Here is a 16,672-nt window from a genome sequence, read left to right as displayed (position 1 = left end):
CTTTCTAGTCCGATGCTACATTTAGGATGAGCAGCTCACGCACTCTTCCACTTCTACCGACTGATTACGTACATAGTAAATCGTTTTTAAGCCGTGTTCCCATGCCTGAATGTACAAGTTCAAGAATTCGCGCGCATTGGTTTCAGGAGTGATATACAGGTTTAACGACTGCGATTGGTCAATGTGCCGTTGCCGCTTGCCTGCCGCTTGAATGCTCCATATTTGATCGATGCGATGGGCTTCCTTGTAATACCACGTCGTTTCCGCATTGAGATTGGGAGCCGTTTGTGGAATCACTGCACCCCGTTTCTCCTCCACAAAATACTTGGCGTAAACCGGGTCGATTCCCGCTGTGGAACCGGCAATCAAGGAGGTCGACCCCGTTGGCGCCACCGCAAACACCCAGGCGTTTCTCATGCCGTATTTGGCTACATCATCACGCAATTTCTGCCAGCGCTCACTGGTGTAGCCACGGCGCTCAAAGTATTCACCCGTATGCCATTCACTTCCTTCAAAGACCGGATATCTTCCTTTTTCCTTCGCGATTTCCATGGAAGACCGAATCGCATGATAAGCGATCTCCTCAAACAAACGGTCGGCTTCTTCCAGATGCTCTTCCGATTCCCAGGCGATTTTCCGCTGAGCCAAATATTGATGATAACCGCTGGTTCCAAGACCAACCGCCCGGTATTTCTTGTTGGTCGTTTCTGCTTGTTTGACCGGGTAGATATTCAGATCGATCACGTTGTCCAACATGCGCATTTGCACAGGTACGATTCTTTCAATATCTTGATAGGATTGTACCCGCCCGAGATTGATGGAGGACAGGTTGCAGACCACAAAATCTCCCGGTTTTTGCCGGGTAACAATGACCCCGTCTTCCAGCTCTTCACTGATCAACTCTGTCGGGGACATGTTTTGGCAAATCTCGGTGCACAAGTTGGAGGAATAGATCATTCCCTGATGCTTATTCGGATTGGCACGGTTCACCGTATCCCGGAAGAACAGAAACGGCGTTCCCGTTTCAAAAGCGCTGACCATGATTCGTTTCATGATCTCGATTGCCGGGATTTCCGTTTTGCCAAGCTCCGGATGCTCCACACAGGCCTGATAACGACGCTCAAATTCCTCTCCCCACGAATCTTCCAATGAGAATCCCATCACTTCCCGAACTTCGTGAGGATCAAACAGATACCAATCGGCACGCTCTTTCACTTTCTCCATAAATAAGTCAGGAATACAGACTCCCGGGAAAATGTCATGCGCTTTGAGGCGATCATCCCCGTTGTTGGTCTTCAAGTTGAGAAAATCCAGGATATCCGCATGCCAGACATCCAAATAAATCGCGAATGCCCCTCTGCGCACGCCCAGTTGATCCACGGCCACAGCCGTATTGTTATAATTGCGGATCCATGGGATCACTCCGCCGGAGGCCCCTTTGTGACCACGGATCTTGGAACCTTTCGAACGGACTTTGCCCAAGTAGATCCCTACCCCGCCACCGTGTTTGGAGACCTGGGCAGTCGCCGTGTTGGTGTTGTAAATGGACCATAAGGAATCATCGACCGTATCGATAAAGCAGGAGGATAGTTGATGGAGCGGCTTTCCGGCATTGGTAAGCGTCGGGGTGGCCACCGTCAGCTCCAACTTGGACAGCACATCGTAAAACTTTTTCGCCCAGCCCACTTTATCCGTTTCCTTTTGAGCCAGGTGCATGGCGATCACCATGAAGCGCTCCTGGGGCAGCTCCATCACTCTTCCGTTGTAATCGCGGACGATGTAGCGGTCCGCCAATACTTTCAGCCCGATATAGTTAAACAAAAAATCCCGTTCAGGCACGATATAAGACCCCAACTCGGAGATTTCCGCCCGATTGTAGGACTCCAGCAGATATGTTCCATATAATCCTTGTTCCGTCAACGTATGTATGAGGGCATACAAATCCCCGTATTTTCGGGAAACATCATAATTTCGGTTTGCCGCGGCTTCCTGATACAGGGCGTGTGCCAGCAGCCGTGCAGCCACAAATTGCCACTCGGGCTCTTCCACGCTGGTCTTTTCCACCGCTGCTTGGATCACGGTTTGCAGGACCTCTTTTTCCGTCATATTTTCGCGCAACTGGAATCCGGCTTCTTCCAAAAGCTGATTCGGGTCCAAATCAGGGTATCCGGCACATGCTTCTTCAATCAGATTTACAAATGGTGCCAAGGCACGATACTCAGTTATTTCTAACATCTATCATCACGTCCGATCTATATATAGTTGCTCTTGTAGTATAAACAATACAAGATATTGTGCAAAATCCCAAAAAAGCAGATTATAAGACCCCTCAAGAGTAAAGTTGGAAAAACTGCTGAATAGTTTCCCCTTTCTCCTTCAATCTCCTTATTTTTGAGATTGACTAAACGGGAGATATATTTATAGACCGGAAAAATCTAGAATTTATAAACAAGCTTCGATATTTTATGTAAACAGATATAAAAAACGATATCACCGACAGAAACCGTGAACACCCTTTCCTTGAAAAAAATCTATTCAGTTCGGCGGTCCAATCGAAAAAATGGTTTTTTTCCCGCGAATAAGGAACAATAGAAAAGACCCATCCCTGTAACAGGAGGAAGGAATTTGAAAATTAAGGTTATGACCTTTAACATTCACCACGGCAGGGGAACCGACGGCAAGCTGGACTTGAACAGAATCGCTCAAGTCGTGAAGGATAGTGAAGCAGATTTAATCGGACTCAATGAGGTGGACAGGAACTTTTCAAGAAGAAGTGATTATTTGGATCAAATCAGCTGGTTAGCAGAACATTTACAAATGCATTGGGCGTTTGGCACTACACTGACCCTCAGACGCCGATCAGCGAAACCTGTCAGAAAGTACGGCAATGCCTTTTTATCCCGCTACCCGATCATATCCCACAAGAATTACCCTTTTGATTTTTACCCTGCTCTGATTGAAGGGCGCGCTTTATTGGAGATCAAACTGGAAATCAACCAAACACCGCTAAAAATATTTGTCACTCATCTCAGCCTGACCTCATTCCTGCAAAAAAAACAGATCGATTTTATTGTCAAAAAGATCAGTAATGAAACTCTTCCTGTCATCCTTGTAGGAGATTGCAACATGAAACCGGGAAGCAATGGATGGAAAAAAATCATCCGGTATATGACCGATGTTTGCCAAGCCAACGGAAAAGGTCCTTATTATACGTTTCCGTCATTTCACCCAAAATCTCAACTCGATTACATATTCGTCAGCCCAGACTTTCAAGTTTCCGCCGTCGACGTGATAAAACAAAAGCCCGAGGCTTCAGACCACCTGCCTCTCACAGCATCGCTCTCTTTATAACTATTTCTTAATCATTTTCATAAGATCTTTGTTTTTAAGGCATACTTCAGTTATTAGGATCAGATGAAGGGTAAGATGGCATGAAAAAGGTAGTTTTTCTTCTTGTCGACTCTTTAATGCCGGATATATTGGAAGATTGCTTGCGGCATCGAACCGTCCCGGCACTTCAGTTTTTAAAAGAACGGGGCAGATATTGGTCTGACTGTGTCACTGTTTTTCCCACGATGACCGCTTCAGTGGACAGCTCCCTTGTAACGGGTGTATACCCAAATCTTCATCGGATTCCCGGCCTGATTTGGTACCATCCGCAGGAAAAAAAGATTATCAACTATGTAAACGGGTGGAAATGCGTTTGGAAGCTCGGCATTGATCAATGTGCAAAAAACGTTTTATACAACCTAAACGAAAAACATCTGAGCAATCATGTGACCACCTTGTTTGAAGAGCTGGCCTTCCGCGGGAAAACATCGGCATCCATCAATACGATCATCCATCGCGGCCCAAAAAAATACCGTGCCAAACTCCCCTTTCTCATCCGTCTGTCTTCCAAATTCCGCATTCAACATGAAGAGCTTTCAGGACCGGATGTACTGACGTTGGGCGCGTTTGTTCCGACAGCACTCAATGAAAAAATCCCGCAACGTTTACGGCGATTTAGCAAGTTTTACGGCATAAATGATGATTATGCCGTCCACGCGGCGAAACTCCTGATCGAATCCGGGAACCAGCCGGATTTCATGCTGGTATATCTCCCGGATAACGACCATGCGGTACACAAAATGAGTCCTGCCCATGCAGAGGGTGCTTTAATCAGGGCAGATCAGCGGATTCAGGAGATATTGAACACTTTTGGCAGTTGGGATGAAGCATTGAAAAAATGCGTATTTATCATTTCATCCGATCATGGGCAGACTCGAATCGGAAATGGCCATGATTATATCATTGACTTGGATCAACTTCTGGCTCCCTTTCATGTGCTCCAATTGGGGGAAGAACTGCAAGATCATGACCTCGTCGTCTGCAACAACGAACGGATGGCCTATCTGTATCCCCTTAAACCCGGACAACAGGAAAAAATCATCCGGCAACTGCTGAAAGAATCTAGAATCGACTTGATTGCCTGGAAACAAGGTCAAGGTGTTCGGGTAAAAGAAGGGGGATCAGGAAGGGAAATCTATTTTGAACCAGACGGCCCCTATAGAGATATCTATGGCAACACGTGGGCAATCAACGGGGAATGGGAAGTATTGGATCTGCACCTGAACGGGGAAAAGGTGGATTATCGCGATTATCCCGACGCTCTGTCGAGATTATACGGGGCATTGTACTCGCAGGAAGTTCCCATGATCGTCATCACAGCCCGACCGAGATATGAAATAATGACCCGCCTGTTCCCCAAGCATTTAAAAGGTGGCTGCCACGGTTCTTTACATAAATACGACTCCCAAATCCCCCTCATCGTGTCCGGTACAGATCGTTCTTTTACCAAACCACCTCGACTCATCGATTTAAAGCAATTTATTATCGATCTCTTTGAGGCGGAAAGCGTGGCTCCATAATGCCCGGCAAAAAATCCCCCCGTTCGGGTATCGGGTTAAATCGTCGATGAATTGCGTCCGGTTTTACCGGGCGTTTTGCTTTTTGCAGACTGTAAACCGCTACTTTTAGCGAATCTCTTTGGTTAGTTTGTATTGCAAACTTGTTTACAATGTATTTAAACTAAATAAACCGCCATGCGCAGGTCATGGCGGCAATGAATCATTTATAAACTCTTGCTCCAATCATGGGTGGCACTGCCTTCCAGGAACCGTTCGCAGTCAAGCGCGGCCATGCAGCCTGTGCCCGCCGCGGTAATCGCCTGGCGATACACATGGTCCTGGACATCGCCGCATGCGAACACACCCGGAACGCTGGTTCGGGTAGTGCCCGGCTCCACGACGATATAGCCGAGTTCATCTGTTTTGACTTGTCCTTCGAGGAAATCGGTATTCGGTTTATGGCCGATCGCGACAAAGACACCGTCTGTTTCAATGATTTCCGTTTCACCGGTTTCGTTGTTTTTTACCTTAATGCCTGTGACTCCGTTTTCACCGGCGATGATCTCCAACGGTGTCCGGTTCATTTTCCATTTGATCTTCTCATTGGCACGGGCGCGGTCTTGCATAATTTTTGAAGCGCGCAGTTCATTGCGGCGGTGAACAACGGTGACTTGGGTAGCAAATTTGGTCAGGAAAGTGGCTTCCTCCATGGCGGAGTCTCCCCCACCGACAACGACGATCTTTTTACCCCGGAAGAAAAAGCCGTCGCAGGTTGCGCATGTACTGACTCCTCTTCCGATATTTTCTTTTTCCCCCGGAATTTGCAGCAGTTTGGCAGATGCACCGGTAGACAGGATCAGGCTTTCTGATTCCAATACTTCCTCTCCTAAGAACACTTGGAATGGCCGTTTGGACAAATTAACCTTTTTTACCCACCCCCGTTTAAAAACAGCTCCAAACCGTTCCGCTTGCTTGCGCATATTTTCCATGAGCTCCGGGCCCATGATGCCTTCAGGAAAACCCGGGAAGTTTTCCACTTCCGTGGTTGTTGTCAACTGTCCTCCCGGTTCTGGTCCCTCAATCACCAAAGGTTGCATATTGGCGCGAGCCAGGTAGATGGCTGCAGTTAAACCAGCTGGTCCGGTTCCTAACACGATTACCTTGTGCATATGTTTACCTCCTGAATAAACTGGAGAAGCGGTCAACTTTATGTAGGGAGGGAGATAAAAGTCCGCTTTCTCCATGGTATTTTACAGATAAATCCGCTTGAAATCACACGTTTTTTTCGCGGGATGAAAAAGAAATTGCTCCGCACCCCGCTTGAGGGGATCGCAAGAACAACCGCATTTTGCTAGAATCGAACGTATGAGCGGCGCTTATCCCGCTGATGCGGTATTGGGTTCCAGTGGTCCATGAATCTGTCACCAGGTCAACCCACATGACGGAAGAAGGAATGAAAACGTCGGTCCCGGACAGTTTCTCTACTTGCATGGGCCGGGCTGAAGAGACAGCCTGAAGCCATTATGAACCGAGAGCGTGAACTGCCCGGAATCCCGGTGCAAAGACTCCTGGAAGTGCGGGTTCGGCCGTGTGGAGTCTCAATTTTATCATAACAGCTACTGCCCGGCTCCCTTCCTGAGTTAATATCTTTCCCCTAATAGAAATAAGTGAAACAAGAGGATGATCCGTTTATCATCAGCTTCATCCAAGTCATTCATTCACATGTCGATTTCACTCTCTCCTTATGTATGATAACGAATATTAAATTATAATTAATATTATATTTTATTTATTATCATCTCATTCGTCAACTATCAACCATTTAAAATATAAGAGTTTACTTCGGTTAAAGATCGAAACCCCATGAAGACCCGGGATTCGGGAACTCATGGGGTGATCATATGTTGACGGGATCAAAAGTTCGTTATTGCGGATCATGTTGGACAGATTGAAATCCTTCATCGATACAGATATTTTAAAATGCATGAAACTTTACTCTTCCTTATCCTGTTCTCCCGAGGAATCATTCAACAGATCCGAGGGTTGTTCGAACAAGACCAGCGGAAAAGCTATCCAAGAACAAAAGAGGACACTGGATAAGTACTTGGATTCTCTTGTATTGTAACTGTTGTCCACGCCTACATTCCCTTCTTCTCCCTTTTAAACATTTAAACGTACAATAAGAATATAAAGTTTTTGTCTTTTTTGTGTCTACCCATGATTTGACCCGACCGATGGTTTACGCAGGAATTTATTCTCCCGATTGGTTGACGGCGGTTTGGAACCGTTATCACCGGTATTTGACATAATTCAAACAGTTATTTTAAGCTTATTTCATATGTATATGTTCATTGTTCTTATGATATAAACATTCGTATTTTTACATTATTCACCGATTGTTTACTTAATTGAAAATGATTATCATCAATTTAATAATATAATATATTCAGTTTATGAAAAATACATAAAAAACATCTAAACCTTCCCTCAACGAAATATTAAAATTTTTAACCTTAAAGGATAAAAGATTTATTTGTAGAATGGTTTCATTGCGATCCATCCAATTTAACCTTTCTGTCCTACATAAAAGGAGGAACATTATGTTAAAGGCAGGATTCAGGAGCATACTCTTTGTATTGGCTTTATCCGCATGTTTCGTGCCGTCCCTGGTATTTGCCCACTTTCTGGGTTATAGCGCGGTTGATGAAGGGGAGATTCGCTGGGACAGCAGCACTTCCTATACTGCTGCGCGCGACCACGCGATTACGGTTTGGAACGCTCTTGGAAAAGTAAACATTGCCCCTGATACGTTATCGATCATCGAAGATCTTACATTCTTGGATGACAATCGTTCCGATGTTTCATGGGACGGGTTATACACAAACACAAGTGGTGCGGATGAAATTTATCTGAACCGTTATTATCTCCAAAAATACTCCGATTTTAAGCGAAAAGCCGTTGCCGCACATGAGCTTGGACACGCCCTGGGCCTCGCCCACAGCTACCGTCCCAACTTAATGTATCAATGCTCCACCTGTACCGGGGTCAATACCCCGCAACAACATGACAAGGCGGACTACTACACCTTGTATCGTTAAAGAATCCGATCAGGAGGATTGTCATGTTCTCATTCACAAACAGAAAAAACTGGAGAGCCATTATTTTCTTTCTGCTATTTGCCTGTTTGTCAAATTATATTGTTTATCAAATCATAAAACCAGAGCAGAAATCCGTTCATGTCAATCTGGTGACGGACTTAAGCGATCAGCGGAAATTGGCGGGATTGTCCCATCATATATTTGTCGGTAAAGTGATCTCGCAAGCGGGCACGAAAAGTCTGGGAAGTCTGCCGGAAACACAGTTCAAGGTCCAGGTACTGCAAAACATCAAAGGAAACCTTTCCGGTACCATCGTGGTCAATCAACAGGGAGGTTACGCTCCGGGTAGTCAGCTTGTGTTAGTAGAGGGTGACCCGCTGCTTCAACCGGGCAAAACCTACCTGTTTGCGACCCGATACCTCAAACAGGAAAATTGGCACACCGTCATCCCAAATTATGGTGACATCCTGCTTGATTCCCCCGTCAAACAACAAAACCTTCTCACTCAGATGAAACAAGCAGTTGAAGAGCAAATTCTATTTCGGGCCAACAACTGAGAGATCAAACGATTTACGGCATGGATGAGGCAAAATCTCATCTATGCTTTTTTTATGCTGTTATGTACCATTCACCCCCGCTCCCAGTTTGAAAAATGACAGAGTATATAATTTTCTTTATTATTTTTTACAAAAATATTAAACTTGTAACCGCTAACATTCCATAGTAGAATTTTATGTGGTTAACAACTATCCTAAAGCATCAGTGCAGTTATTGTTTTTTTAATTAACGGAGAAAGAGAGGGATACAGTGTGAATAAATCCAGGCAGCAATCAGACCCGTTCACACGTGGTCTCAGCGACCGCCATATCCAGTTGATTGCGATCGGCGGAGCCATCGGAGTAGGTCTATTTCTTGGTTCAGCGAAAGCCATCCAAACAGCAGGGCCTGCGTTAATGCTTTCCTACGCACTGGGTGGACTCGTCATCTTCTTTATCATGCGCGCACTTGGTGAACTGGCGATCTATCGCCCGATCTCCGGTTCGTTCAGCACATATGCCGCCGAATTTATCGGTCCCTGGGCCGGATTCGCTACCGGGTGGACCTACTGGTTTATGTGGGTGGTAACCGGAATGGCAGAGATTACAGCTGTCGGCATGTACGCCAAGTTCTGGTTTCCGCAACTTCCACAGTGGATTCCTGCATTGATTGCTCTCTTTTTTGTGTATCTGATTAATTTGATCGCCGTCAAACTGTTTGGTGAGGTAGAATTTTGGTTTGCCTTGATTAAAGTAGTCACGATCATCGCATTAATCGTGATCGGTTTGGTGATGATCACGACGGGATGGGGCAACCATGGAGAGCCGATCGGCTTTTCAAATCTCTGGTCTCATCAAGGATTTTTCCCGTTTGGACTGACCGGGGTATTATTTGCCTTACAAATGGTTATGTTTGCATTCCTCGGTGTCGAACTGGTCGGGGTAACCGCAGGAGAAGCGGAAAATCCGGAAAAAACATTGCCGTCAGCCATCAACAAGATTTTGTGGCGGATTCTGATCTTCTATATCGGGGCGTTGGCTATTATCATGGCCCTCTATCCGTGGACGGATCTGGACGGCAAAACCAGCCCGTTCGTCCTTACCTTTGAGCGGATCGGAATTCCCGCCGCTGCCGGTATTATCAATTTTGTTGTCTTAACTGCTGCTCTCTCATCCTGTAACAGCGGTATTTTCAGCACGGGGCGCATGCTCTTTACCCTGGCGAGCGCCAAGCAGGCTCCACAGGCGTTGGCAAGAGTCAGCAAGCGTAAAGTTCCGGCCACAGGCATCACAGTTTCTTCCATCGCACTCTTAATCGGTGTTGTGCTCAATTACGTAATTCCGGAAAAAGCTTTCACTTACATCACAAGCATCGCAACCACCGGAGCCATTTGGACATGGGGAATCATCGTGTATGCCCATCTCAAATACCGGAAAGCCGTAAAAGAAAAAGGCTTGCCCGAAAGCTCCTTCAAGATGCCGGGCGCTCCGTGGACCAACTGGCTGGTCCTTCTATTCCTCGGCCTCGTTACTGTTTTACTGGGATTAGATTCTGAAACGAGGATCGCCTTATACGTCGCCCCGGTCTGGTTTGGAATCCTCGCAATCGGCTATCAAGTCGTCAAAGCACGACAAAAAAATGCCGCGTCTGATTCTGAATCAGATCCATTGGCGGGCTAACCAATCCTCATTTTGAGAGAATGGTCTAGCACTTACCTGCGATGTGCCAGGTAAGTGCTTTTCCTTTTTATGAAGCAACCGCCCGTTTTTGACTATAAAAACCGGTAAAACACCGATATCTACTTGCTCTCAGCATCTTGATCATTGCATGATTTGTTATTTAAATGAATCCATCGATTTTTCTTTTATCCTCTCGATATATTTCCGTATTCTTATTCGTTTCTATTTAATTAACATATTTAATTTATTCCAAATATTATTTATCTTCTCCTGCTGTTCATGTATAATGAGGATAAAAACAGTACGTATGCGTACTGCATCTAAGTAGGTGTAATTCCATATGACCCTTCCCGAAAAAGATTCATTCATCTCAACCCTTACGCAACACACTCCTTTATCCAACCAGCAACTCCGACTGCTGTCGGCATCTTTGAAAGCGTTTACTTCCAGAGGGTATCTGGACACATCCGTTCAGGATATCGTTCGGATGGCCCGCACTTCAAAAAGCACCTTTTACAAGTACTACAAAAACAAAGATGCACTGTTGGTTCACTTATTTCAACTGGTTGCCCAGGCGCTGATCGGGTTGGTCGAGGAAGCTCTCGCCTCTTATCCTCCGACATCCGAGCGCACGTATGAGGCAATCAAAACATACATCCAGACATGCTTCAATCACCGCGATGTCGCCAAACTGCTCATGGTGGACACCGTGGGATTGTGCCCGGACCTGGAAGCTGAGCGGCTTCAAGTGTACGAGTACTTCGCCCGCATTTTTCAACGGGAGTTGGCTTCCACAACCTATCATCATAAGCCGGAGGCCAAAGAAAAGTGGATTCTCTCCCATGCCATGGTGGGAGCAGTGAATCAAATCGTCATCCAGTCTTTGATGTTACCATCTCTTCCATCTCCTGAGCTTCTTGCCCGTGTACTGGAGAAAATGTTGAGCAAAATTTTGCGGGATGAGATTTGTTGAGTATTTTTTCGAGGGGAGGTTTCCTGATGGTTCCGAAAAATTTAGTGGATATGCTTTACCAAACCGTGCAAAGATATCCAAACAAAAAGGCGCTCCTGTGGAAAGAAAAAGGGATGTACCAGGGGATGACTTACCGGGAGCTTTGGAACATAATCTGCCAATTTGCCGAAGGACTCCGAAAAATGGGCATTGGCAAGGAAAGTAAAGTGGCTATTTTCTCCGAAAACAACCCCCGATGGTTGATCAGCGATTTCGCCATCTTAAGTTTGGGAGCGGTTTCGGTTCCCATTTATCCTACTCTGTCCGGTAAACAGGCTGCCTTTATTTTGGAAAATGCAGATGTGGAAGTGGCCATCGTCCAAACAGCGGAAATGGTGAAACGACTTAAAGAATGGCCATCCAATGTTCGCTACATCATCCTGCTCGAGGATCAGCCGGTCAAGCACCCGTTATCCATTCCTTTCAACCAGGTATGTGAAGAAGAAGTTCCGGAACGGGAGAAACCGGAGTGGAAATCGCTGGGTCCGAGAGATTTGGCGACCATCGTCCACACCTCGGGAACCACGGGAAATCCCAAAGGGGTCATGCTGTCTCATGGAAACTTGCTCTCCAATGTGATGGCCTGCCAGTATCATATACCGGTCACCCAACACGATGTATCTTTATCATTTTTGCCTCTCTCCCATATTTTCGAGCGGACCTGCGGGCATTTCACTCCGATGCATAAAGGGGCTACGATCGCTTATGCGGAAAATCTGGCTTCCGTTCCGCAGAATATCCTCGAAGTAAAGCCTACGCTGCTGACGAGTGTACCGCGATTATATGAGAAAGTCTACAGCCAAATCATCGAGCAAATCAACACGTCTTCACTCAAACGAAGAATTTTTGACTGGGCCCTGCGGGCAGCAAAAGAGCGGCAAACCTACACCAGCAAAGGATACGGCTCCCCGGTTCCTTTCAAAACGGAACTCAAATATCTGATCGCCAAGCAACTTGCTTTTTCCAAAATTCATTCCAAATTGGGCGGCAGATTGCGTCTCATGGTTTCCGGAGGCGCGGCGCTTGATCCCAAAATTGCCGGTTTTTTCGCCAACATCGGATTGCCGGTCATCGAAGGATATGGAATGACAGAATGCTCCCCGGTGATCGCTTGCAACTCTGTTCTGGAATACAAGCCGGGGACGGTCGGCAGACCGATTCCGGGGACACGAGTTGATTTGGCCGAAGATGGCGAGTTGTTAGTCAAAAGCCCCAGTGTCATGATGGGATATTATAAACTACCCGAAGAAACAAACGAAACAGTGATCCAAGGATGGCTTCGCACCGGAGATATCGCTGAAATCGATGAAGACGGTTTTATCCGGATCGTCGATCGAAAGAAGAATATTCTCGTCCTGTCTACCGGAAAAAATGTGGCTCCCCAACCGATTGAGTCGACGCTGTGCACCAGTCCGTATATCCACCAGGCCGTTTGTATCGGTCATCGACGCAAATACGTCAGCGCCCTGATCGTCCCGGATTATGATGCGCTTTCGAAAATCGCCGGACAACTGGGCTGGAAAGCGACGGATAAACAAGAACTCGCCAGGGCCAATGAAACCCGTCAACTCATCCAAAATGAAATGGACCGTTTGCTTGCCGACTTCTCCGCTTTTGAGAAACCCAAAACGTTCGCGATCATGGAGGAGGAATTTTCGATTGAAAAAGGGGAACTGACTCCTACCCTGAAAGTGCGTTTAAAGGAAGTCGAGAAAAATTACGCGTCTGTCATCTCGGCCTTATATGAGGACAATGCGGAAGCGGAAGCAACCATTCCAAGCGTTCCAAGCGCTCCCGCTGTGACGGATAAGAAAACGGCCAAAGCCATTGCTTCCGATCCCGCTGAACCGGGGCATGGAAAGTCACGGTTCCTTTTGAATCCCCAGGTTTGGTTAGGGATTGGCATTGGAATTCTGGCCGGATTGCTCGTTCGGCATTTCCTGTTCTGACAGCCCGGATGAAAGAAGGTGACAACAGTGCAATACAAATTGGTCATTCCGGCCGCCTTCATCTCGTTTACGCTGACCCTTACCTTGCCCATGATGGCAGAGGGAATCAAAAAACAGGATCTGATTGATTCCCATACATTAAAAGAGTTCGATTTGAACGGCATATTAAAAGAGATTGATGAGAAGACCAAACAATTAGGCGCAGCCAACCAGGATATTTTGCAAGGATTGCTATCGATCAGCGACAAATCATCCAAAACCAAGGAAGTCAGCCAAAAGTTAAAAACAGTCATGCAGGTGGCCGGCGAACAGAGCAGCACATTGGGTGAAATCGAGTTTGTGACGGGAGAACAAGTGACGTTAAGCCAAAACTTAAATGCATTGAGCAAAAGATTGCGGATCCAAATGGATTCCATCTCCGCTTCCGGCCAATCACAAGTGGATTTGAGCAGCCAATTGAAGGGAATCTCCCTCGATACACTGGACAAACTGCGCGAAGCCATTCGGCAAAACGACCAATTGGAGAACAAGCTCAAATCGGCCGCCTCCAAAAGCGACCGGGCCGCCCGTTCTTTACCGTAAGGAGGAACTCGCATGTTGAAAAAGACCTTTTCCATCCTGGCCGTTCTGCTCCTCAGCGGTTTATTGATCAATGGGATCACCATGACCCAGCAATTAAAAAAGATCCACGCCAGCATGGAAGACAATATTGAAGCTCTTGAAGAACTCAACCAGGTGCAGGCGGGAATTATCCGGAAGAATCAGGAACTGACCAACATGTTGGCAACCTTGGACAAGATCGATCAGGGATTAACCGATACGGCAGGCAAAACAGAACGCACGCTATCCCTTCTCTCCACCGTGGTCGATTACAATGCGGACAGCCTTCGCGTCAACGACCTGATGGTCCATTCTTCCAACTTGTCGAAGCAACAAATCCACACATTGCAGTCGGCCCTGTCACAACTGTCTCCTTACCTGACCGAGTTGAATCAACTATTAAAACAGCTTTCCGTCACGGCCAAAAAGGATCAACAACATCTCGCGAATATCCTGAATTCAACTGAGACTCTGAACAGTAAAACACCGGGGGTGAAACTGAAGTGAAATACGGCATCCCCTTCTTCATCACCCTGATCCTGCTCGTGCTCGCCGGCAACACATGGCTTCAGCTCACCATCCAGGATGACCTTGCCCGGGGATCCAACGAGCTGAAACAAAACCTCATCCAGTCGGCAGCCAAATCGCAAAAAATGAACGATCAATTGGCTTTAATCCGAAAACTAAATGAGAAGACCCACTCACTGAACAAAAAAATATCCGGTATCCAAACCGGCACCCACGGCCTGGAGAAAGAATTAAATGACTTGGATCAGGTGGTGGCAGCCATCGCCCAACGGGTTCAAACGATCGGTTCCAACACGGCTCTCACATCCAGAGATTTAACTCAAATCCAGTCTCTCATTCAAACAAGTGTCCAAAATCTCCAATCGATGAAAAACACCAATCAGCAAATCGTCAACACCTTGAACGCCATGCAATCCCTCCAGGAACAAATCAATGCGAACCTCCGTCAGATGAACGAAAAGACGGAATTCATTCCACACGGTTAGGAGGTTGCCCATGACGAATTTCGGCAAATGGAAATTATCGATGATCATTGCCCTTATCACCACCTTTGTCATCGCTGCCCCCGCTCTTGCGAAATGGAGTGACCAAAGTTTGCTCTCATCCATGGCTTCGTTCAACATTTTTGAACTCACCAGAAATCTGTCGGAACTAACGGGAGAAATGCTTCGCGATACCGAACAGCTGGAAACAGAAGTTGGCAAAGCATCCGGCACACTGGACGCACTGGACAAGCAGGATGAATTGCTCGCCGCCCAGATCGAAACCAACCGTTCGATTCACCACGAGCTGTCCAAGCAGCTGGCCGGAAATATAAAAGCGCGGGAATTGATGAAAGAGATCTTGTCCCGGGAAGAAAACACATTTACTTTAACCCAACAGGTGGCCGCGCAGGCCAACGACATCAGCGGACAGATGGGCACGACGGTGCGCCAGCTCGGTAACGTTGCCGCAAGCACCGGTCAGGTAGGAGCCAACACGAAGAAATTAAACGGGCAAATGGATCAACTTTTAGTTCAGTTGGACCAATCAGTAGATAACTTTCGATTTATCGCCCGGATTACTGATGCCCTGTCATACCTGGAGGATAAAACAGGAATTGATTTACCCATCCCCCGTCAACCCGATTCCAAGCAGAAGAAAGAAACGATTCTTCCCATTCCCGACAAACCGGAAGATATTTTATCCCCCCTCATTCCCGGCTCAAAGAAAGACGGAAACGGGCAGGAAAAAGAGCAAGACGAAAACGATAATGGGGGCGGATTGCTGGATATTTTGTTGCCATGAGAAAGAGAGGTGGGGCACCCTATGAAAATAGCATTGCTCATGATCAACCTCGCACTGTTTGGCCTTTTTGGCTGGGGAACGTTTCAACAAATTTCCAACCAACAACAGATGAACCGGGTCATGGCCGATGTCCATCAACATATTAAAGAAGCTCACCGTTTAACCACGATTACCAACCAGCAACTCCAACCGCTCAGGGAAACGGCCGATACCATCAAACAAATGAACAGCAAACTGACGAGTACACATCAAATGCTTTCCAACATGAACAGGAGCCTGAATCGAGTCACGGCGAGCGAACAAAAAATTGTAACCGGTTTAGATCATCTGAACAGACATACTTCCACCGTTCTAAGCCAATTAAACAGCCTTCGTGACCAAAACGGGCAACTCGTCCCGCAGGCAACCGCTTTGGCTGAACAAACAAATACAGAGAACGATTATCTGAAAACACTGTCCCGTCTCACCAGCATCTCGATCAACGAATTAGCCGAATTGAATCAGAAATTCAAATGGTTGAGTTATCTGCCATAGTAAAGAGGAGATCCTATGTTTTTCAGCCTGCTGTATTTTTTCACACTGATCGCCATCTTGCTTTTCACTTGTTTGACTGTCCGATCCATTGTAAAGAATGAGGAAATCGGGAAGTGGTTACTGGGAATCGTCGGAGTTGCATTGATTTACTTGTGCCTGGTGGCCATTAGCATCTGGGTTTAAATCATCCAACAACTCTGGTACCCTCGGCCACCAGAGTTGTTGGATGCGATTCAAAATTCAGTCTTTTATGTTTAGACCTTTCCCAAAAGGGGCATAGTTATCTATACGGGAGGTGGAAGGATGGAAAAAACACGAATCCAAATCATGGATCGGGGACCGCTCATCGTTAGAGGCGAAATTGAACTGGTGGATGCAGAAGGGAATCCTTTTGTAACCAAAAAGCAAACGGCTCTTTGCCGCTGCGGGTTGTCACAGAATAAACCTTTTTGCGATGGTACGCATAACGGGAAATTTGATGATTGTGCCCGTGCAAAACAAGTGCTGTAGTTTTTACATAGTACACGGATCTGATTCAGCGGCATCCGGGAGAGGGTGC

General features: G+C 46.6%; 16 protein-coding genes. 14 read left to right on the top strand and 2 right to left on the bottom strand.

Features of this window, described 5'->3' with window-relative positions; genetic code table 11:
- Positions 1-21 precede the first annotated feature (21 nt).
- Positions 22-2,235: a ribonucleoside-diphosphate reductase subunit alpha gene (locus BMW55_RS10620; protein ID WP_089968644.1), complete on the bottom strand. Its 2,214-nt coding sequence runs from the start codon at positions 2,233-2,235 to the stop codon at positions 22-24.
- A gap of 390 nt (positions 2,236-2,625) precedes the next feature.
- Here BMW55_RS10620 and BMW55_RS10615 point away from each other — a divergent pair, with 390 nt between their 5' ends.
- Together BMW55_RS10615 and BMW55_RS10610 are read left to right on the top strand one after the other, a co-directional pair.
- Complete coding sequence (locus BMW55_RS10615) at positions 2,626-3,351, top strand: endonuclease/exonuclease/phosphatase family protein (protein WP_089968640.1); 726 nt, start codon at positions 2,626-2,628, stop codon at positions 3,349-3,351.
- An 80-nt stretch (positions 3,352-3,431) separates the two neighbouring features.
- Positions 3,432-4,910, top strand: a complete 1,479-nt coding sequence (locus tag BMW55_RS10610; RefSeq protein WP_089968637.1) for an alkaline phosphatase family protein — start codon at positions 3,432-3,434, stop codon at positions 4,908-4,910.
- A gap of 203 nt (positions 4,911-5,113) precedes the next feature.
- Here the strand turns inward: BMW55_RS10610 and trxB are convergent, their stop codons facing one another.
- Entirely contained in the window at positions 5,114-6,058 is a 945-nt protein-coding gene (gene trxB / locus BMW55_RS10605; RefSeq protein ID WP_089968634.1) for a thioredoxin-disulfide reductase, read from the bottom strand.
- Between the two features lie 1,431 nt (positions 6,059-7,489).
- Between trxB and BMW55_RS10600 the strand changes: the two genes are divergently transcribed.
- The 12 genes from BMW55_RS10600 to BMW55_RS10550 all read left to right on the top strand — a co-directional run bounded on the left by BMW55_RS10600 (position 7,490) and on the right by BMW55_RS10550 (position 16,623).
- Positions 7,490-7,987 (top strand): matrixin family metalloprotease, encoded by a 498-nt coding sequence (locus BMW55_RS10600; RefSeq protein ID WP_170839872.1) that lies wholly within the window; start codon positions 7,490-7,492, stop codon positions 7,985-7,987.
- A 23-nt stretch (positions 7,988-8,010) separates the two neighbouring features.
- The gene (locus BMW55_RS10595; protein ID WP_089968628.1) at positions 8,011-8,544 is read left to right on the top strand and encodes a hypothetical protein; all 534 of its coding nucleotides are present in this window, start codon (positions 8,011-8,013) and stop codon (positions 8,542-8,544) included.
- A gap of 252 nt (positions 8,545-8,796) precedes the next feature.
- Entirely contained in the window at positions 8,797-10,203 is a 1,407-nt protein-coding gene (locus BMW55_RS10590; RefSeq protein WP_089968625.1) for an amino acid permease, read from the top strand.
- A gap of 340 nt (positions 10,204-10,543) precedes the next feature.
- Positions 10,544-11,176 (top strand): TetR/AcrR family transcriptional regulator, encoded by a 633-nt coding sequence (locus tag BMW55_RS10585; RefSeq protein ID WP_089968621.1) that lies wholly within the window; start codon positions 10,544-10,546, stop codon positions 11,174-11,176.
- Between the two features lie 26 nt (positions 11,177-11,202).
- Positions 11,203-13,164 carry an AMP-dependent synthetase/ligase gene (locus BMW55_RS10580; protein WP_089968618.1) on the top strand — a complete coding sequence of 654 codons (1,962 nt, stop codon included), beginning with the start codon at positions 11,203-11,205 and terminating at the stop codon, positions 13,162-13,164.
- A gap of 18 nt (positions 13,165-13,182) precedes the next feature.
- Positions 13,183-13,746, top strand: coding sequence for a hypothetical protein (locus tag BMW55_RS10575; protein ID WP_139179484.1), 564 nt, complete (start codon positions 13,183-13,185; stop codon positions 13,744-13,746).
- Positions 13,747-13,758: 12 nt separating this feature from the next.
- Positions 13,759-14,271 (top strand): hypothetical protein, encoded by a 513-nt coding sequence (locus BMW55_RS10570; RefSeq protein WP_089968611.1) that lies wholly within the window; start codon positions 13,759-13,761, stop codon positions 14,269-14,271.
- The gene (locus BMW55_RS10565; RefSeq protein WP_089968607.1) at positions 14,268-14,777 is read left to right on the top strand and encodes a coiled-coil domain-containing protein; all 510 of its coding nucleotides are present in this window, start codon (positions 14,268-14,270) and stop codon (positions 14,775-14,777) included. Before BMW55_RS10570 ends, BMW55_RS10565 begins: the two co-directional genes overlap by 4 nt.
- Positions 14,778-14,787: 10 nt before the next feature.
- Positions 14,788-15,579, top strand: coding sequence for a hypothetical protein (locus tag BMW55_RS10560; RefSeq protein ID WP_089968602.1), 792 nt, complete (start codon positions 14,788-14,790; stop codon positions 15,577-15,579).
- 21 nt (positions 15,580-15,600) lie between these two features.
- Positions 15,601-16,113, top strand: coding sequence for a hypothetical protein (locus BMW55_RS10555; RefSeq protein WP_089968597.1), 513 nt, complete (start codon positions 15,601-15,603; stop codon positions 16,111-16,113).
- Positions 16,114-16,128: 15 nt separating this feature from the next.
- On the top strand, positions 16,129-16,296 hold the full coding sequence (locus BMW55_RS19405; RefSeq protein WP_170839871.1) for a hypothetical protein: 168 nt from the start codon (positions 16,129-16,131) through the stop codon (positions 16,294-16,296).
- Between the two features lie 120 nt (positions 16,297-16,416).
- The gene (locus BMW55_RS10550; protein WP_089968593.1) at positions 16,417-16,623 is read left to right on the top strand and encodes a CDGSH iron-sulfur domain-containing protein; all 207 of its coding nucleotides are present in this window, start codon (positions 16,417-16,419) and stop codon (positions 16,621-16,623) included.
- Positions 16,624-16,672 lie beyond the last annotated feature (49 nt).

This window comes from Lihuaxuella thermophila (genome assembly GCF_900110165.1).
Classification (GTDB): domain Bacteria; phylum Bacillota; class Bacilli; order Thermoactinomycetales; family Thermoactinomycetaceae; genus Lihuaxuella; species Lihuaxuella thermophila.
Note: the sequence above shows the minus strand (reverse complement) of the source record. Positions and strands in the feature narration are given on the sequence as shown.